General features: G+C 64.8%; 2 protein-coding genes. Both read right to left on the reverse strand.

Annotated features, from left to right (window positions below):
* Window positions 1–85: 85 nt before the first annotated feature.
* Entirely contained in the window at window positions 86–8665 is an 8580-nt protein-coding gene (locus AC5O5R_RS20590) for an amino acid adenylation domain-containing protein (RefSeq protein WP_494514714.1), read from the reverse strand.
* Between the two features lies 1 nt (window position 8666).
* Window positions 8667–20984 carry a non-ribosomal peptide synthetase gene (locus tag AC5O5R_RS20595; RefSeq protein ID WP_494514715.1) on the reverse strand — a complete coding sequence of 4106 codons (12318 nt, stop codon included), beginning with the start codon at window positions 20982–20984 and terminating at the stop codon, window positions 8667–8669.

A 20984-nucleotide genomic window follows, 5' to 3' on the forward strand; every position in this document is an offset into this window, starting at 1 on the left:
TGGGCCGCAAAGCGGCCCCAATTGCTTGACTGACTGGCATTACGCTAATGCGGCCCCTTCTCACCTCTGCGTGGATTCACAGGGTTTACGGGTTAACGGTGTCTTCCAGCAACAGCCTGGCAATCACGCCCTCGAGCACCTCTGCCTGTTGAAGGATGTCATAGTGCCCGGCATTGATACCGATGTCCTGGCAGCTACCGGCAATACTCCCCGCGTGCGCTGCCTCATCGGCCCACCAGCAAACTGCCGCGGCCTTGGTAGACGGTAACGGGTTCAACTGGCGCGACAGTTCCTTGAGCTTCATGGCCACAACAAAGGTCTGCGCCAGGTCAGCGTTGCCAATTTCGGCGTAAGCCGACTGCACAGTCTGCGCAGCACGGGCGGCTTGGATCACCTGCTCCAAGTCCTCGTTGCTGCACCCAGCCGGTACCGCCGGCACAGTCAGCGCGTCAACCGCCCCCCCCAGAACCACCGCCAGGAAGCCGCACAGGTCAGCCGCCCAGTCACTCTCCTGCACATGTTGACCTGCCGAAGGCACAAAGCTGTCCACCAACGCCAGCACCGATACCCGCTGGCCCTGGTTTTCCAGCTCCCGGGCCACCAGCACCGCCAGCGTACCGCCAAGCGACCAACCGGCCAGCTGATAAGGGCCTTCGGGTTGTTTCTGCCGGATGTACTGCGCGTAGTCGATGGCCATGGTATCGAGCGAATCGTCCACCCAGGTGGGGTCCAGCAACATCCGGCATTGCAGGCCATACACCGTGCACCGGCCTTCCAGCTGGCGTGCCAACGGCTCGTAATCGAACACAGTGCCAAACCCGGCATGCAGGCAGAACAGCGGCGTACCTGTATTCAGCCGGCTATTGAGCAACAACAGTGGGTCCAGGCTGGTGTCGTTGGGTGCATAGCCAGACAACTCGGCGATGGTCGGCCGGGCAATCACATCACGCAGCTTCAGCTCGATCGGCAGATCTTCGCGAGCCCGTACCCTGGACAACATCTTGAGCACGCGCAGAGAGTCACCACCCAGCTCGAAGAAGTTGTCATCTACCCCGACCTGCTCCACCTCCAGTACCTGCTGCCAGATATCAGCCAGCGCCTGTTCGACGGCATTGCGCGGTGCAACCCACGCCTGGACTGCGGAAAATTCAGGTGCTGGGAGGCCATTGCGGTCGATCTTGCCATTGGGAGTGAGCGGCAGGGAGGGCATCAGCACCAGTTGCGCTGGCACCATATGATCCGGCAGATCGGCGCGAAGGGCATCGCGTAGCTGCTCGGCGCGGATGTCGGAACTGGCCACTACTACGTAGCCGATCAGTTGCTTGCCTGTGCTGATGTCACGTGCCACCACCACGGCATCGCGCACGCCGGCCAGATTGCGCAGGCGAGCCTCGATTTCGCCAGGCTCGATGCGGAAGCCGCGAATTTTCAGCTGGTTGTCCAGCCGCCCCAAAAAGTCGATAACCCCATCGGCGCGGCGCCGCACCCGGTCACCGGTGCGGTACAGGCGGCCACCGGTGGCGAACGGGTCGGCAACGAATCGCTCGGCTGTGAGCGCTGAGCGTTGATGATACCCACGCGCCACGCCATCACCACCGATGTAAAGCTCGCCGGCCACACCGTCTGGCAAAGGGTTGAGGTTATGGTCCAGCACGTGCAGCGTGCGCTCACCCACCCGCTCACCGATAGGCGCGTAAACTGCCCCGCAAGTCTCTTGCGCAGGCACTTTCCACAGCAGCGGTGTGACTACGGTTTCAGTGGGCCCATAACCATTGGTCAGCCAGCGCGGGCGCAGCGAACGTTTGACCTGCTCGAACAATGCATCGGGTACTGCATCACCACCAAAGCAGTACACCCGCACTGCCGGCGCAGCTTGCTGCTGGCTCTCGGCGAATTCTGCCAACTGTTGCAGATAGGCCGGCGGGAAGCAGGCGATGTCGATGCGCTGGGCATGCAAGGTCTGCCAGGTTTCTTCGGCTGTCCACAGCCTGTTGTCGCGCACTACCAGACAACCGCCCGAGGACAATGTCGACAGCCAACGCTCCTGAGCACCGTCAAAGGCAAACGACATGAACAGCAACTCGCGGGTTTGCCCGTCCATTTCATACAATCTGGCGATTGCCTGGCAATGCATGCGGATCTGCCCGTGGCTGACCGCCACGCCTTTAGGCTTGCCTGTCGAGCCGGAGGTGTAGATCAGGTAGGCCAGGTTGTCGGCACATGCCTGCGCTTGAGGTGCATCTGCTGGCAGGTGCTCCAGTTCCTGCCGGTCGAGTTCGACGCACTGGGCAACCTGGGCAAAGCGCTGGCGCAAGCCACTGCTGGTGACCAGCAGGTGCATGGCGGAGTCTTCGACGATCCACTGCAGGCGCTCCTGTGGATAGTCGATATCCAGTGGTACATACGCGGCGCCGGTCTTCATGACTGCCAGGAATGCCACGATCACTTCAACCGACCGCTCCAGGGCTATGCCGACGCAGGTTTCCGGGCATGCGCCCTGCGCAATAAGCTGGTGGGCAAGGCGGTTGGCACGCGCGTCCAGTTGGGCGTAGGTCAACTGCTGGGCACCACAGATTACCGCCAAGGCTTCGCCGCGCTCACGGGCATGCAGGGCAATGCACTCGGCAAGCAACGGCTGCTCGCCCTGCGGGGCCGCCAGCCGGTTGCGAAGGTCGGCGTGCTGCACCTGTGAAGGGGTCAGCATACCCAAGCTGCCGAGCGTGGCCTGCGGGTTGCCCAGCATGGCGGTCAGCAGGCTTTCGAAGCTGCCGCGCAAGCACTCGGCGGCGGCTTCGGTGAAGCGGTTGCGCAGGTAAAGGAACTCTACCGAGAAGGTTTCGCCCAACTGCACGGCCAGGTCCATGGCGTAGTTGGTGACGTCACGGTTGCGCACTTCGCCAAAGCGAAGCGTACCGCCCCCACCGTCGCGCAGGCGCTCGTCAACCGGGTAATTTTCAAATACCACGATGCTGTCGAACAGCGCTTGCCCAGGCCGCCCCGCCCAACGTTGCACATCGGCCAGCGCCGCGTGCTCATGGTCCCGCAACTCCAGGTTGTAGTGCTGCAACTGGTGCAACCAGTCGCTGACAATATGCTCGGGTTGTGGCGCCTGTACCACCGGCAACGTGTTGATGAACAACCCCAGCATCTCGTCCGCACCCGCCAGGCTGGTGGGGCGCCCGGCCACGGTGGCGCCGAAGCACACGGTGTCCTGGCCGGTGTAGCGTTGCAGCAGCAACAGCCAGGTTGCCTGTACCAGGGTATTTGGCGTGACGCGCAGGCGCCGAGCCTGGTCTCGCAGCTGTTGCGTACGCTGCGCATCCCAGCGCAGGTACAGCGCATCATGCCCGACAAGCTTGCCGTCCGCCTGTGGCGCAACACTCTCGGCCAACAGCGTCGGGCCCTCCAGCGCTCGCAGTTTTGCGCTCCAGAACTGCTCCAGCTTGCCGACAGGTTGCTCACCCAGCCAGCGGATGTAGTCACCGAAACGTCCCCCCACATGACTGACGGAGCGGCCGTGATAAACCTGCAGCACTTCACCTAGCAAGCGCGAATTGCTCCAGCCGTCCATCAGGATGTGATGACGTGACCAGACCAGGTGCAGGCGTTGTTCATCCAGCTGGACCAAGGTCAACCGCATCAACGGCGCGCAGGTCAGATCGAAGCCCTCGGCAGCATCCTCGGCAGCCAGTGCCTGCAGTGTATCGCTGGCCACCTTGCGCCCCCGCCAGTCCATCACGCGCAGTGGCAGGCTGGCCTGACGCTGCACCACCTGCAGTGGCTCGGCCCATTGCGCTGACGACAGGAATGCCGTGCGCAGGATGTCATGGCTGGCAATCACCTGGTTCCAGGCAGCGACGAAGCGATCAATGTCCAGGCCGTGCACATCGACAGATGTCTGGTTGATGTACAGCGCAGCTTCCGACTCCTGCAGGGTGTAGAACAACATGCCCTGTTGCATCGGCGACAGCGGGTAGATGTCGGCAATTTGCGCAGCAGGTACCGGCAGGCGGTCCAGTTGCGCCTGGTCGAGGCTGGCCAGCGGGAAGTCCGATGGCGTGAGGCCTCGGGTATCCTCTTGGCAGCAGTGTTCGATCACCGCCTTGAGTTCTTCGGCATACGCATCAGCCAGGTGCTGGATGGTCGCGGCGTCGAAGACCTCACGGCTGAACGTCCAGCCCAGCATCAGCTCACCGCCGTAGACCTGGCCATTGAGCGCCAGCAAGCCGCTCAAGGGCGCGTTTTCATCCTGGTTCGGCCCGGCGTGCTCCTTGGCCGGTTTGAACAAGCTGGCCTGCTGGTCGAAGCTGCCATCGAACTGCCCCAAATAGTTGAAGATGATCGTGCCCTGGGCCAGAGCCGCCAGCGTTTCCTGCGCTTCGGCGCTGCCCAGGTAACGCAGCACGCCATAACCAAGCCCCTTGTTGGGCACCGCGCGCAGCTGCTCCTTGATGCTCTTGATCGAGCCTGCCAACTCAGGCTGCGGGCTCAACCTGACCGGATACATGCTGGTGAACCAACCCACAGTGCGGCTCAGGTCGATGCCGTCGAACAGGTCTTCGCGGCCATGGCCCTCCAGCCGCACCAGTACTTGCGGCTGCTCGGTCCAGCGGCTCACGACACGGGCCAGTGCCGTCAAAAGCAGGTCGTTGATCTGTGTGCGGTAGGCCGCCGGCGCCTGTTGCAATAGCTTGCGGGTCCAGGCCGAATCCAGCCGGGTGCTGACCGACGCCGCGTGTTTCTGCCGGTTTTCGCCGTGAGGGTAATCACACGGCAAGACATCGCTGCTGCCTTGCAGTTGATCGCGCCAGAAGTGCAGCTCACGCTGCAGCGCCGGGTCGCCGGCATATGCCTGCAGCTGTTCGGCCCAGGCCTTGAACGCGCTGGTTTTTGCCGGCAACTTCACGGGCTGCCCCAGGGCATGCGCCTGATAGGCCTGCTGCAGGTCTTCGAGCAGAACCCGCCAGGACACGCCATCCACCACCAGATGGTGAATGACCAGTAACAACCGCTGGCTGCCGTCTGCGAGCGTGGCCAACACGGCGCGCAGCAGTGGCCCCTGTGCCAGGTTCAAACTGCGCTGGGCCTGGTCAGCCAGATGGGCCAGGTCTTCGGCATCGGCGCATGCGCGTACCCACAGCAGCTCGGCCGATGTCGGCGCGCCAATCGAGGCGTGCCAATGCTCGCCCTGGTGCCAGGCATTGAGCCGCAACAGGTCGTGATGTGCATGCAGGTTGGCCAGTGCAGCGCTCAACAAGCGCGCATCCAGTGCTTCACCAGGTTCAAGCAGCAACGACTGGTTCCAGTGGTCACGTGCCTCAAGCGCCTGCTCGAAGAACCAGCGCTGCACCGGAATCAGTGGCAGAGGCCCGCTGACCTCGCCCTGCTCCAGCTCCCGCGTTTCGCTGCGCCGGGCAACCGCGGCCAGGCCTTGCACGGTCTGATGCTGCAACAACTCCTTGGGTGTGAAGCGTATGTCTGCCTGGCGTGCTCGGCTGACCACCTGCAACGAGATGATCGAATCGCCACCCAGCTCGAAGAAGTTGTCGTCAAGACCCACTCTGTCCAGCTTCAGCACATCTGCCCAGATCGCCGCAATCTGCTGCTCCAGCTCGGTTTGCGGGGCGATGTATTCACCCTGCAACTGGCTGGCATCCGGCTGTGGCAGGGCCTTGCGGTCCAGCTTGCCATTTGGCGTCACCGGCAGTTGGTCGAGCAGCAGCAGGTGCGCCGGGACCATGTAGTCCGGCAAGCCTGCCTTCAGCGCTTCGCGCAGGCTGTCGCGCAAGGCGCTGTGGTCCTGCGTGCTGTCGGCCGGCACCACATAGCCCACCAACTGCTTGCCGCTCGGGCCGTCCTGGGCCAGCACCACCACTTCCTGCACGCTGGGCAGCTCCAGCAGGCGGGCTTCGATTTCACCCAGTTCGATACGCAGGCCGCGAATTTTTACCTGATGGTCGATACGCCCGGCGTAGTCGATCACGCCATCGGCGCGGTAGCGCGCCAGGTCGCCGGTGCGGTACAGCCGCCCGCCGTTGTCGCTGAACGGGTCCGGTACGAAGCGTTCGGCAGTCAGCGCCGGGCGCTGGTGGTAGCCACGGGCAAGACCAACGCCGCCCAGGTACAGCTCGCCGGCACTGCCGCGCACGGCTGGCTGCAGGCTGCCTTCGAGGATATGGGTTTTCAGGTTGTCGATCGGCTGGCCGATCGGCACGCTGATGCTTTCGTCCGCCTGGCAGGTCCAGTGGGTGACGTCGATGGCCGCTTCGGTCGGGCCGTACAGGTTGTACAGGCCGGCTGCGGGCAGGCGTTGCAGGGTCTGACGGGCCAGCTCGGCCGGCAGTGCTTCACCGCTGCACACCACGCGTTTGAGGCTGACGCAGCTTTCCACTGCCTCATGGGTCATGAACGCCTGCAGCATCGACGGCACAAAGTGCAGCGTGCTGATGCCGTGCTGGTTGATGGTGTCGACCAACAGCTGCGGGTCGCGGTGGGCACCCGGCTGGGCCACGACCAGGCGGGCGCCGGTCATCAATGGCCAGAAGAACTCCCACACCGACACGTCGAAGCTGAACGGGGTTTTCTGCAGCACGCTGTCGCTGGCGTCCAGGCCGTAGGCCTTCTGCATCCACCACAGCCGGTTGACCAGGGCCTGGTGGCTGTTGCCGGCGCCTTTCGGGCGGCCGGTGGAGCCGGAGGTGTAGATCACATAGGCGAGGTTCAGCGGCGCCACGTCGATATTGGGGTTGGCATCGCTGTAGCCTTCGAGGTTTTCGCCATCCAGGTCCAGGCTGCGCAGGCCGGCGGGAATCGGCAAGGTTTCACGCAGGTGCGACTGGGTCAGTAGCAAGGTGATGCCGCTGTCTTCGAACATGTAGCTCAGGCGGTCCTGTGGGTATTCAGGGTCGAGCGGCACGTAGGCCCCGCCGGCTTTGACGATGCCCAGCAGGCCGATGACCATCTCCAGGCTGCGTTCCATGGCGATGCCCACCAGCACATCCGGGCCCACGCCCTGCTCGCGCAACTTGTGCGCCAGCTGGTTGGCGCGGCGGTTGAGCTGGGCGTACGTCAGCGTGTGCTCGCCGAATACCAGGGCCGGGGCATCCGGGGTGGCGAACACCTGGGCTTCGATCAGCTGGTGAATGCTGGTATCACCTGGATAATCGGCTTGCGTTGCATTCCAGCCATCCACGATATGCTGCCGGTCAGTGTCATCCATCAGCGGCAGTTCAGCCACTCGCTGGTCTGGGTTGGCGACGATGCCTTGCAGCAGGTTGCGCCAGTGAGTAGCCATCTGCTGAATGGTCGCGGCATCGAACAAGTCGGTTGCGAAGGTCAGGGTGGCGCTGAAGCCATGCTCGTGCTCGAAAGTGTCCAGGGTCAGGTCGAACTGCGCCGCATGCACACTCCACGGCAGGCTCTCCACCTCCAGGCCTGGCAAGCTGCGACGCTCCCCTTTCACTCGGGTCTGATGGTTGTACATCACCTGGAACAAGGGGCTGTGGCTCAAACTGCGCTCTGGCTGCAAGGCATCGACCAGTTGCTCGAATGGCAGGTCCTGATGGACCTGCGCAGCCAACGCCCGCTGGCGCACTTGTGCCAATAATTCGCTGAAAGTCAGCTGCGTGTCGAACGCGGCACGCATGACCTGGGTGTTGACGAAAAAGCCGATGAGCCGTTCGGTTTCTACCCGGTTCCGGTTGGCGATGGGCACCCCCACTCGCACATCAGCCTGCCCGGAATACCGATGCAGCAGCACCTGGAAACTGGCCAGCAACAGCATGAAGGCTGTCGCACCCTGGCGCTGTACCAGCTGCTTGAGCGACAGGCCAAGCGCCTCACCCAGGTCGACGTTGATACGCTGGCCCCGGTAGCTCTGCTGCGCCGGGCGTGGTCTGTCGGTGGGTAGTTCGAGCACCGGGTGGTCATCACCCAATTGCGACATCCAGTACGCCAGTTGCCGCTCGCGCTCGCCAGCGTCCATCCATGCTCGCTGCCAGATCGCATAATCGGCGTACTGGATCGGCAGTTCGGCCAGCGCCACCTCACGGCCCTGGCTGTAGCCTTCATAAAGGCTTACCAGTTCATCGATGAGCAACGGCATCGACCAGCCATCGGCAACGATATGGTGCAGGGTGAGCACAAGCACGTGCTCTTCCTGCGCCAGATCCAGCAATTTCACCCGCAACAGTGGCCCCCGAGCCAAATCGAATGGCTGCTGTACCTCAAGTGCAACCTGCGCCTGCAAAGCGCCCTCATCCAGGGTACCCACGGCCTGACGGGCCAGTTCGAAAGGCTGGCAGGGGTGGATCACCTGCAGCAACTGCCCATCTTCCTCGCCAATGGTCGTGCGCAAGGCCTCATGACGCTGGATCAGCGTCTCGAAGCTGCGCTGCAGGGCGGCCAGGTCCAGCTGGCCGCGGAACCGGAGCGCGGTTGGTATGTTGTAGGCCGAGCCGTCAGGTTCCATCTGCCAGAGGAACCACTGGCGTTGCTGGGCATAGGACAGCACAGGGCGTTCGACTTCGTTCCTGACCACTGGAATGGGCAGCTGCGCGAGGGTGACGCCCTTGGACGCCAGTTTCTCGAGAAACAGCTTCTGCTGTGCCTGCGGCAGACGAATGAAGCGATAAACCAGGTCTGCGTTTCTATTGTCCGTGTGCATCTCAAACCGCCTCGAGCTCTGCCATGAAGTCCTGGAGCTCATCCAGGTCTCCGTCGTTTCGGGTACCGAGACTGCCTACCTCTTGCGCAAAGGCCTGCAGGTTCTCTGTCTGGAACAACAACGCGAGTGGCAGGTTCGTGCCCAGTTCGATCTGCAGTCGTGCTACCGCCTGGGTTGCCAGCAAGGAATGGCCGCCCAGCTCGAAGAAGTTGTCGGTAAGAGATACGTTTTCCACGCCCAGAACTTCAGCCCATATTGCCGCAACCTTACGTTCGAGCTCCGTGTCCGGCGCCACATAAGCTGCTTGCCGCAGGTTGCCGTCCGGCTGAGGCAAAGCCTTGCGGTCCAGCTTGCCATTCGGTGTCAACGGCAGGCGCTCGAGCAGCAGCAAGTGTGCTGGCACCATGTAATCCGGCAGGTTGGCTTTCAGTTGGGCGCGCAGGGTGTCGCGCAGCGCCGTCTGCGCTTCCTGGCTTTCAACCGACGCAGCATCACTTGGCACCACATAGCCCACCAGTTGCTGGCCTCCCGCTGCATCCTGGGCCAGAACCACCGCTTCACGCACGGTGTCCTGCTGCTGCAGTCGCGCCTCGATTTCGCCCAGTTCGATACGGAAACCACGGATCTTCACCTGATGATCGACGCGCCCGACATATTCGATAACGCCATCGGCGCCATAACGGGCCAGGTCACCAGTGCGGTACAGGCGGCTGCCCGCTTTGCCGAACGGGTCTGGGAGAAAACGCTCAGCGGTAAGGCCAGGGCGCGCCAGGTAACCACGCGCCAGCCCTGCACCGGCCATGTGCAACTCCCCCACCACACCTGTCGGCAGCGGCGCGCCGGCTTCGCTCAGCAGGTATACCGCACTGTTGGACAGCGGCCGGCCAATATTGGCCTGGCCACCCTGCGTGCGCAGGGTGAAGGTGGAATAGGTGGTGTCCTCCGACGGGCCATACAGGTCGTATACCTTGAGCACATGGCCGGTCGCGTAAAGCGCGTCGACCAACCCCTGCTTGAGCGCTTCTCCCGCCAGGTTGATGATGCGTACGCCGGGCGGCAACTGGCCGGTTTCATGCAGCACCTTGATGGCCGACGGCACCGTGTTGACCAGGCGCACCTGGTCCTTGGCCGGCAGGTGGGGCAGTTCCAGGGCATTGGTTGCCAGCACCGCGTAACCACCCGAGCCCAGGGTTACGAACAGCTCCCAGACCGACAGGTCGAAACAGATCGATGTGGACGCCAATACGCCACACAGGTCTTGCCGGCTGTAGACTGACTGCGCCCAGGCGATCATCGCCACGGCGTTGCGATGTTCGATCTGCACCCCTTTGGGCTTGCCGGTGGAGCCGGATGTGTAGATGCAGTAGGCCAGGTTGTCCGGTGTAGTCAGGCACACCGGGTCGATCTCGTCGTAGCCGTCGAGGTGCAACTGGTCAACCAGCAGCGTGCGCGCCTGGAAGCTGGACGGCACACGTTCGAGCAGGTGTGATTGCGACAGCAACAAAAGCGACTGGCTGTCTTCCAGCATGTACACCAGTCGATCCTGCGGGTAGCCCGGGTCAAGCGGCACGTATGCACCGCCCGCCTTGAGGATCGCCATCAACGCGACCACCATGTCCAGGCCCCGCTCCATGGCGACACCCACCAGTACTTCCGGGCCGACACCGGACTCGCGCAATTTGTGCGCCAGCTGGTTGGCCCGCGCATTCAGCACGGCATAACTGAGCGTCTGCTCGCCGTGGATCAGCGCGACGGCGTCTGGTGCGCTGGCCACCTGCGCCTCGAACAGCTGGTGAATGCAACGCTCGGCCGGGTAGCTGGCCGCCGTGCGGTTCCAGTCCTGCACGATAAGCTGGTGCTGCGCAGCATCGAGCAGCGGCAGATCGCCCAGTGCAGCGCCCGCATCGCTTACCAGCGCGTCAAGCAGCGTTGCAAAATGATGCGCCAACTGTTCGATCGCCTCGCCGTTCCACTGAGCGCGGTCATGCCGGTACTGGATGGCCAGGCTGTCGCCAAGGCTCACCAACACGGTCAGCGGGTAGTTGGTCTGCTCACGCACTTGCACCGCGCCAAATTGCACCCCACTCGGCGCACCCTGCTGAAGCGCTTCTGATACCGGATAGCTTTCAAACACTACCAGGCTGTCGAACAGCGCTTCACCGCCCAGGCCCGCCCAGCGCTGCACGTCGTACAGTGGCGTGTGCTCATATTCGCGCATGGCCAGGTTGCTGGCCTGTACCTGCCCGATCCAGTGCGCAACGCTTTGCTCGCTTTGCGGCGCGCCCACCACCGGCAGGGTGTTGATGAACAACCCGATCTGCGCTTCCACGCCAGCCAGCTCCGCCGGCCGCCCTGCGACCGTGGCGCCAAAGCACACCGACGACTGCCCGGTATAACGCTGCAGCAACAGCAGCCAGGTTGCCTGCACCAAGGTGTTGACGGTGACGCGCTGAGCGCGGGCAAACGCCTCTACCCGAGCGGTACGCGCGGCATCGAACACCTGGTGATGCACCTCATGCCCCTGGCCCTCTGGCTCGGCACTGCGCACCGCCTGGGCCAAGCGCGTGGGTTCGTGGAGTTCAGCCATCTGGCCCCGCCAGAATGTCTCGGCAGCCCGTGCATCCTGGCGCTGCAGCCAGGCGATATAGTCGCGATAACTGCCCGTCGTGGCCACCACAGGCTGGCCGGCATAACGCTGCAAGACCTCGCCGAGCAACTGCGAAGTGCTCCAGCCATCCATCAGGATGTGATGGCAGGTGAAGATCAGGTGATGACGCGCAGCCCCCGTACGCACCAGCGCCAGACGCAACAATGGCGCCTCGGCCAGGTCGAACCCAAGCTGCCGGTCGGTATCTGCCAGGGCGTCCAGGGCCTGATCCAGCCCAGCCTCGGCACGCAGGTCGTGCTCGCTGAACGGCAGCGTTACACGCTTGCGTACTACCTGCACCGCCTGGCCCAGATCACCCTGCCAGATGAAACTGCTGCGCAGGATATCGTGGGCTTGCAGGGCAGCCTCCCAGGCTTGCCTGAAGGCGTCTACATTCAGGCCATCCACATCCACGCGCATCTGGTTGATGTAGTTGCCGCTGCCTTGCTCGTAGATGCTGTGGAACAGCATGCCTTGCTGCATGGGCGACAAGGGGTAGACATCGGTGACGTGCGCCGCTGCAACCGGCAACTGGTCGAGTTGTGCCTGGCTCAGTGCAGCCAGCGGGAAGTCAGATGGCGTCAGGCCACGATGCCCGCTCGCACAGCAATGTTCGATGATCTGACCCAGGGCCTGCAGGTAAGCCTGGGCCAACCGCTCGATGGTTTCGCGGTGGTGCACGTCCTGGCTGAAAGTCCACTCCAGGCGCAGCTCGCCGCCATAGACCTGGCCGTTGACGGTCAACAGGCTGGCCAGCGGCGCCTGGGCATCCTGCCTGGCCCCGTCATGCTCCTTGGCAGGGGTGAACAAGCCTGTTTCGCCGTCGAAACTGCCGTCGAACTGCCCAAGGTAGTTGAAAACGACCTGCCCCTCAGGCAACGCTGCAAGGGCTTCGCGGCTGGCAGCATCGCCCAGGTAGCGCAGCACACCATAGCCAAGGCCCTTGTCAGGCACGGCGCGTAACTGTTCCTTGATGGTCTTGATGGAACCCGCCAGGTCCGCTTGCGGGCTCAGCTTCACCGGGTACAGGCTGGTGAACCAGCCCACCGTGCGCGTCAGGTCGATGCCCGCAAACAGGTCTTCGCGACCATGTCCCTCCAGGCGCACCAGCACCTCAGGCTGGCCACTCCATTGGGTGACTGCCTGCGCAAGCGCCGTCAGTAGCAGGTCGTTGATCTGCGTGCGATAGGCCACAGAGCACGCCTGCAACAGCCGTCGGGTGCTTTGCGCATCCAGGCGGGTGCTGACTGAAGCAGCATGCCTGAGTTGCCGGCTGCCCTGCGGGTTATCACAGGGCAGCGCTTCGCGGGTGCCTTGCAACTGCGCCTGCCAGTAGCCCAGTTGCTGTTGCAGCTCCGGCGCGGCGGCATAGGTTTGCAAACGCTCGGCCCACGCTTTGTACGACGTGGTCTTGGGCGCAAGTTGCAGCGGCTGCCCGGCGGCCAGGGCCTGGTAGGCCTGCTGCAGGTCCTCCAGCAGTACACGCCACGACACGCCGTCCACCACCAGGTGGTGGATCACCAACAGCAGCCTCTGGCTACCGTCAGGCAGCGTCCCGAGCATGGCGCGCAGCAAGGGGCCGTGCTCAAGGTCGAGGCTGCGCTGGGCTTGGGCGGCGTCTTGCTCCAGTTGCTCGATGCTGGCGAAATCCCGCTGCCACAGCTGGACATGACCCGCTTCGGCAAACTCCGCCTGCCACTGCACCCCATGCTTGACCATGCGCAAACGCAAGGCATCGTGGTGGTTCAGCAATGCCTGCAGTGCGGCATCGAGCATCAGCGCGTCAAGCGCTTCGCCTGGGGTCAGAAGGACCGATTGGTTCCAGTGATGGCGCTTGGCAATGGGTTGTTCGAAAAACCAGTGCTGGATGGGCGTGAGCGGTGTAACCCCAGTCACCGCGCCCTGATCGATCAGCACGATGTCGCCACGCGAGGCGAGTCGCGCCAGCGCTTGCACCGTCTGTGCCTCGAACAGGTCCTTGGGAGTGAAGTGGATATCCACCTGGCGTGCTCGGCTAACCACTTGCAACGAGATGATCGAATCGCCACCCAGCTCGAAGAAGTTGTCGTCAAGACCCACCCTGTCCAGCTTCAGCACATCTGCCCAGATCGCCGCAATCTGCTGCTCCAGCTCGGTTTGCGGGGCGATGTATTCACCCTGCAACTGGCTGGCATCCGGCTGCGGCAGGGCCTTGCGGTCCAGCTTGCCATTTGGCGTCACCGGCAGTTGGTCGAGCAGCAGCAGGTGCGCCGGGACCATGTAGTCCGGCAAGCCTGCCTTCAGCGCTTCGCGCAGGCTGTCGCGCAAGGCGCTGTGGTCCTGCGTGCTGTCGGCCGGCACCACATAGCCCACCAACTGCTTGCCGCTCGGGCCGTCCTGGGCCAGCACCACCGCTTCCTGCACGCTGGGCAGTTCCAGCAGGCGGGCTTCGATTTCACCCAGTTCGATACGCAGGCCGCGAATTTTTACCTGATGGTCGATACGCCCGGCGTAGTCGATCACCCCATCGGCGCGGTAGCGCGCCAGGTCGCCGGTGCGGTACAGCCGCCCGCCGTTGTCGCTGAACGGGTCCGGTACGAAGCGTTCGGCAGTCAGCGCCGGGCGCTGGTGGTAGCCACGGGCAAGACCAACGCCGCCCAGGTACAGCTCGCCGGCACTGCCGCGCACGGCTGGCTGCAGGCTGCCTTCGAGGATATGGGTTTTCAGGTTGTCGATCGGCTTGCCGATCGGCACGCTAATGCTTTCGTCCGCCTGGCAGGTCCAGTGGGTGACGTCGATGGCCGCTTCGGTCGGGCCGTACAGGTTGTACAGGCCGGCTGCGGGCAGGCGTTGCAGTGTCTGACGGGCCAGCTCGGCCGGCAGTGCTTCACCGCTGCACACCACGCGTTTGAGGCTGACGCAGCTTTCCACTGCCTCATGGGTCATGAACGCCTGCAGCATCGACGGCACAAAGTGCAGCGTGCTGATGCCGTGCTGGTTGATGGTGTCGACCAACAGCTGCGGGTCGCGGTGGGCACCCGGCTGGGCCACGACCAGGCGGGCGCCGGTCATCAATGGCCAGAAGAACTCCCACACCGACACGTCGAAGCTGAACGGGGTTTTCTGCAGCACGCTGTCGCTGGCGTCCAGGCCGTAGGCCTTCTGCATCCACCACAGCCGGTTGACCAGGGCCTGGTGGCTGTTGCCGGCGCCTTTCGGGCGGCCGGTGGAGCCGGAGGTGTAGATCACATAGGCGAGGTTCAGCGGCGCCACGTCGATGTTCAGGTTGGCGTCGCTGTAACCTTCGAGGTTTTCGCTATCCAGGTCCAGGCTGCGCAGGCCGGCGGGAATCGGCAAGGTTTCGCGCAGGTGCGACTGGGTCAGCAGCAAGGCGATGCGGCTGTCCTCGAACATGTAGCTCAGGCGATCCTGCGGGTATTCCGGATCGAGCGGCACGTAGGCCCCGCCGGCTTTGACGATGCCCAGCAGGCCGATGACCATCTCCAGGCTGCGTTCCATGGCGATGCCCACCAGCACATCCGGGCCCACGCCCTGCTCGCGCAGCTTGTGCGCCAGCTGGTTGGCCCGGCGGTTGAGCTGGGCGTACGTCAGCGTGTGCTCGCCGAATACCAGGGCCGGGGCATCCGGAGTGGCGAACACCTGGGCTTCGATCAGCTGATGAAGGCTGCGCGCGTCCGGGTAGGCTGCCTGGGTGTCGTTCCAGCCTTCGAGCATTTGTTGCTGTTCTGGCTGACCGAGCATCGGCAGTGCACCGACCACTGCGTCCGCGTTTTCCACCAGTGCCTGCAGCAGGTTGGCAAAGTAGCCCGCCAGGCGGCCGATGGTTGCGTCGCCCCACTGCGTACGGTCGTGGCTGTACTGCATCGACAAGGTCGCACCCAGCTCCACCACCAGGGTCAGCGGGTAGTTGGTCTGCTCCTGCACGGCCACATCGCCAAAGCGCAGGCCACCGGGCGCCCCCTGTTGCAGCGCCTCGGACACCGGGTAGTTCTCGAACACGAGGATGCTGTCGAACAGCGCGTCACCGCCCTGCCCGGCCCAGCGCTGCACATCGTACAGCGGCGTATGCTCGAACTCGCGCGCGGCCAGGTTGATGGCCTGGACCTGGCCGATCCACTCGGCCACGGTCTGTTCGCTGCGAGGCGCGCCAATCACTGGCAGGGTGTTGATGAACAGGCCGATCTGCTCTTCCACGCCTGGCAGATCTGCCGGGCGGCCGGCGACAGTGGCGCCGAAGCACACACTGGCCTGGCCGGTGCAGCGCTGCAACAGCAGCAGCCAGGCCGATTGCACCAGGGTGTTGACCGTGACCCGGTTGGCCCGGGCGAAGGCTTCGATACGTGCTGTCTGCTCGCGGTCGAAGGCCAGGCGATAGTCGCCATGGCCGCTGCCGCCTGCGCTGCCGGCGATGGCCTGGGCCAGGCGTGTCGGCGCATCCAGGGTGGCGAGCTGGGCCTTCCAGAAGGCCTCGGCAACGGCTGCGTCCTGGCCCTGCAACCAGGCGATGTAATCGCGGTAGTGCGTGGCCTGCGCTTGCGGCGCCAGGCCGGCATAGCGCTGCAGCACTTCGCCCAGCAGGCGCGAGGTGCTCCAGCCGTCCATGAGGATATGGTGGTTGGTGTAGATCAGGTGGTGGCTGGCATCGCCGCTGCGCACCAGTACCAGCCGCAGCAGCGGCGCAGCGGCCAGGTCAAAGCCGCGCTGGCGCTCATCATCGGCCAGGGTCTGCAGGGCCTGTTCCAGGGCCGGCTGGCCGCGCCAGTCGTGCTCGCTGAACGGCAGCTCGACAGCCTTGCGCACCAGCTGCACGGCCTGGTCCAGGTCGCCTTGCAGGACAAAACCGGTGCGCAGGATGTCGTGGGCATCCACGGTGGCCTGCCAGGCCTGCCTGAAGCGCTGCACATCCAGCCCGTGCACATCCACGCGCAGCTGGTTGATGTAGTTGCCGGCCTGTTGGTCGTAAAGGGTGTGGAACAGCATGCCCTGCTGCATCGGCGACAGCGGATACACATCGGCGATCTGCCCTGCGGCCAGCGGCAGGTTGTCCAGCTGCGCCTGGGTCAACGCGGCCAGCGCGAAGTCCGAAGGCGTCACGCCCTGATGCCGGGTATCGCAGCAATGCTCGACCAGCTCCGCCAGGGCCTGCTCGTAGGCCTGCGCCAGGGCCTCGATGGTGGCCGAGTGGTGCACGTCGGCGCTGTAGGTCCATTCCAGGAACAGTTCGCCGCCGTACACCTGCCCGGTGATGCTCAGCCAGTTGCCCAGTTGGGCGCCGGCGCACTGGGTACGGCCAGCGCTTTCGCCGCTTGGGGTGAACAGTGCGCCGGTTTCGGCAGCGAAGCTGGCGTCGAACTGGCCCAGGTAGTTGAAAGTGACACGCGGCTGCGCGGTATTCCCGAGCTGCTCACGCACTTGGGCATCGCCCAGGTAGCGCAGCAGGCCGTAGCCAATGCCTTTGTCCGGCACGGCGCGCAGTTGCTCCTTGATGGCCTTGATCGACTGGCCGATATCGTTGCCGGGGGTAAGGCGTACCGGGAACAGGCTGGTGAACCAGCCCACGGTGCGGCTCAGGTCCAGGTCGTCGAACAGGTCTTCGCGGCCATGCCCTTCCAGCTGCACCAGCACGTTGTCGTGGCGGCTCCACTGGCACAGGGTGCGCGCCAGCGCGCTCAGCAGCAGGTCGTTGATCTGCGTGCGGTAGGCGGCCGGGGCCTGCTTCAGCAGCCTGGCGGTGCGCTCGGCGTCCAGCCGTGTGGCAGCGGTGCGTGCATGGGTATTGGCCAGGCTGCCCTGCGGGTTGTCACGCGGCAGCTCGGCGCTGTCGCTGGCCACCGCCTGCAACCAGTAATCGCGCTGTGCCTGCAGTGCCGGGCTGCTGGCGTGGCGGGCCAGGTGCTCGGCCCAGGTTTTCACCGACGTGCTTTTGGCGGGCAGGCTCACGGCCTGGCCGCCGAGCACTTGTCGATAGGCTTGCTGCAAGTCTTCCAGCAGCACCCGCCATGACACGCCATCGACGACCAGGTGATGAACCACCAGCAGCAGACGCTGCTGGCCGTCGGCAAAGTCAAACAGCTCGGCGCGCAGCAGCGGCCCTTGCTCCAGGTTCAGGCTGGCCTGTACCTGGCTGCCAGCAGCATCCAGCTCGCTCAGCGCGGCCAGGGTGCGCTGGCTCAGCAGCGGCGCGTTGGCCAGCGGCTGGAAGCGCGCCTGCCACTGGCCGGCGCCACGGCTGAAGCGCAGGCGCAGCGCATCGTGCTGCTCAACGACAGCACGCAGGGCGGCCTCCAGCGGTTGCAGCTGCACCGGGCTGGCCGGTTTCAGCAATACCGACTGGTTCCAGTGCGCCGGCTGGGCGATATCCATTTCGAAGAAGCGCGCCTGCGCTGGCAGTAGCGCCGCCTCGCCAGTGAGTGCGCTGTCGACCACTGCTGTCGGCGCAGGCTGCCTGGCCTCGATGCGCTTGGCCACCTGGGCCAGCTGAGCGATGGTCTGTTGTTCGAACAGCTGCTTGGGGGTGATCTTGATGCCCTGGCGCTTGGCGCGGGCGATGATCTGCAGGCTGAGGATGGAGTCACCCCCCAGCTCGAAGAAGTTGTCGCTGCTGCCGACCTGCTCCAGCTTGAGCACATCGGCCCACACCGCAGCCAGCTTCTCTTCGATTTCACCTTCTGGCGCCACATAGCCGCGGCTGACCGCACCCGGTGCCGGTAATGCGCGCTTGTCGAGCTTGCCGTTGGCGGTCAGCGGCAGGCGCTCCAGCAGCAGCATCTGCGCTGGCAGCATGTAGTCCGGCAGGCGTGCCTGCAGTTGCGCCTGCAACTGCTGCACGCTTACCCCGCCGTCGGCCACCACGTAGGCCACCAGTTGCAGGCGCTCGGTATCGCCTTCCAGCGGCAAGGCCAGCACCACGGCTTCGCTTACGCCTGGCAGGCCGAGCAGCACACGGCCCACTTCGCCCGGCTCCACGCGGTAACCGCGGATCTTCACCTGGTCATCCGCGCGACCGATGAACTCTACCAGGCCATCGGCGCCAAGCCGGGCGCGGTCGCCGGTGCGGTACAAACGGGCTCCACCTTCGGTGGGCACGAAACGCTCGGCGGTCAGCGCAGGCTGACCCAGGTAACCCTGGGCAACGCCCTGCCCGCCGAGGTACAGCTCCCCGGGCACGTAGGCCGCCATCGGGTTGAGGTAGCCATCCAGCACCTGGGCGCAGGCATTGCCCAACGGGCGCCCAACTGGCACCGTACGGCAGCCGGGCAGCGGCTGATCGGGCTCGAAGGTGAGCACGCCGACCGTGGTTTCGGTAGGGCCATAGTGGTTGATGACCCGGCAACCCGGGCGCAGTTCGCGGACCTTGTCCAGCAGGCTCCAGCTGCAAGCCTCACCGCCCAGGATCAGTGCTTCGGCCGGCAGTACATCGGCAGCGCGGGTAGCTTGCAGCAGGCCTTGCAGGTGGCTCGGCACCAGCTTCACCACACCCACCTTGTGCTGCGCCATGTAGCTGGCGAAGCCGTCCGGGTCGAACGCCAGGTCCTGTGGCAGCAGGTGCAACAGGCGGCCAGACGCCAAGGCGCCGAACAGCACGGTATGGCCCAGGTCAGCCGCAGGGGTGGAGACCATGGCCATGCTCGCCGCGGCCGGCAGCTGCAGGCGTTCCAGCACCGCCTGGGTGTAGCTGGCCAGCGCCCCGTGGCTGACCACCACGCCTTTCGGCTGGCCGGTCGAGCCCGAGGTGTAGATCAGGTAGGCCGGCTGTGCGGGGGCGATGGTCACCTCGACCGGGCTGTCGCTGCAGGTCGCCCACTGGGTGTGATCGCAGGCAATCACCTGCACGCCTGGCATGGCCGAAAAGCGATGGTCGCCCGCCTCGTGCAGCAGCACGGCCGCAGCACTGTCGGCAATCAGCTGCTGCAGGCGCTCTTGCGGCTGCTGGGCGTCCAGCGGCAGGTAGGCGGCGCCGGTCTTGAGCACGGCGAGCACGGCGCTGACCCACTCGATGGAGCGCGGCAGGCACAGGGCAACGATGCTGCCCGCGCCGACCCCGCGTTGGCGCAGGTAGTCGGCCAGGCGGTTGGAGGCTGCCTCCAGGCCGGCCTGGGTCATGAACCGGTCACCGGCGCGCACGCCGCCGTGGGCCTGGCCTGGCGCCATTGCCTGGCGCCACAGGGCGAGGAAGTCGCCATGCGGGTAGGGCTGCGTGCGGGCTGGCAGCACGCTCGCCACCTCCGGGCAGTCCACCATGGCCTGCTGCGGGTCGCGGATCAGCGCGTCCAGTACCTGGCGCAGCGAGCCCGCCATGCGCTCGATGGTAGCCTGCGCGAACAGGTCGGTGGCGTAGGTGAAGTAGCCTTCGATGCCGTCGGCCTTGTCGGAGAAGTCGAACGCCAGGTCGAAACGGGCATCGCCGCCGTCACGGGCAAAGCCTTCCACTTCCAGCGCGCCCAGGCGCTTGCGCCCGGCGTCGCTGGCCGCCACGTGCTGGTTGATCTTGAACTGGAACAACGGGTTGTGCGCCAGGTTGCGTTCGGGCAGCAAGGCGTCGACCAGGTGCTCGAATGGCAGTTCCTGATGCGACTGGGCGCCGCCGATCACGTCTTTCACCTGCTCCAGCAGCGCGGCGAAGGTCGCGCGCTCGTCCACCTGCACGCGCAGTACCTGGGTGTTGATGAAGAAGCCGATCAGGCCTTCCAGTTCCTTGCGGTTACGCCCTGCATTGGGCGCACCGATGCGGATGTCGGCCTGGCCGCTGTAGCGCGACAGCACCACTGCCATGGCCGCCAAAACCAGCACGAACAGCGTGTGGCCACCTTTGCGCGCCTGGTTGCGCAAGGCTTCGGCCTGTTCGCTAGAGATGTCCACCCGCACCACCGCACCGCGCTGGCTTGGCGTGGCCGGGCGCTCGAAGTCCAGCGGCAGGCTCAGCACCGGCTGCTCGTCGCCCAGCTGGGCCTGCCAGTAGGCCAGCTGGCGCTGCGCTTCACCGGCTTCGAGCCAGGCACGCTGCCAGATGGCGTAGTCGGCGTACTGGATCGGCAAGGCGGGCAGGTCGGCCTGGCGCCCCTCGGCCAAGGCGGTGTACAGCTGGATGAACTCCTGCACCAGCACGTCGCTGGACCAGCCATCGGAGATGATGTGGTGCATGCTCAGCACCAGCACATGCTCCTCGGCCGCCACGCGCAGCAGGGTCACCCGCAGCAGCGGCCCGGTCAGCAGGTCGAAGGGCTGCTTCAGGGCGGCGTCCACCGCCACACTCAGCGACGCCTCATCGGCGACGCCATCGAACATCACCAGCTCAAGTGGCAGCGGGCAGTGGTCGAGAATTTCCTGGTGGAACTCGCCTTCTTCCGAGGCGAAGCGCGTGCGCAGCGACTCATGGCGCTGCACCAGCGCATCCAGCGCCTGCTGCAGCACCGCCTGGTCCAGCGCGCCCTTCAGGCGTACCGCCATCGGCACGTTGTAGGCCGGGCTGTCGGGCTCCAGCTGCCAGAGGAACAGCAGCCGCTGCTGGGCGAACGACAGCGGAATACGGGCCAGGCCCTGGCGTGCTGGCACGATGGGCAGCAAGCGGAAGCTCTGCCCGCTGGCCTGCATCTTTTCCAGGATCTGCTGGCGTTGCTCCACAGGGAGGCCGACGAAACGTTGGGCGATACGTTGTGCTGCTGTGAGTTCCAT

The organism is Pseudomonas sp. 8_5_2 (assembly GCF_059295255.1).

Bases quoted from the DNA above. Each gene is read 5' to 3' on its own strand.
- AC5O5R_RS20595 (WP_494514715.1), bottom strand. From the start codon at position 20,984: ATGGAACTCACAGCAGCACAACGTATCGCCCAACGTTTCGTCGGCCTC.
- AC5O5R_RS20590 (WP_494514714.1), bottom strand. From the start codon at position 8,665: ATGCACACGGACAATAGAAACGCAGACCTGGTTTATCGCTTCATTCGT.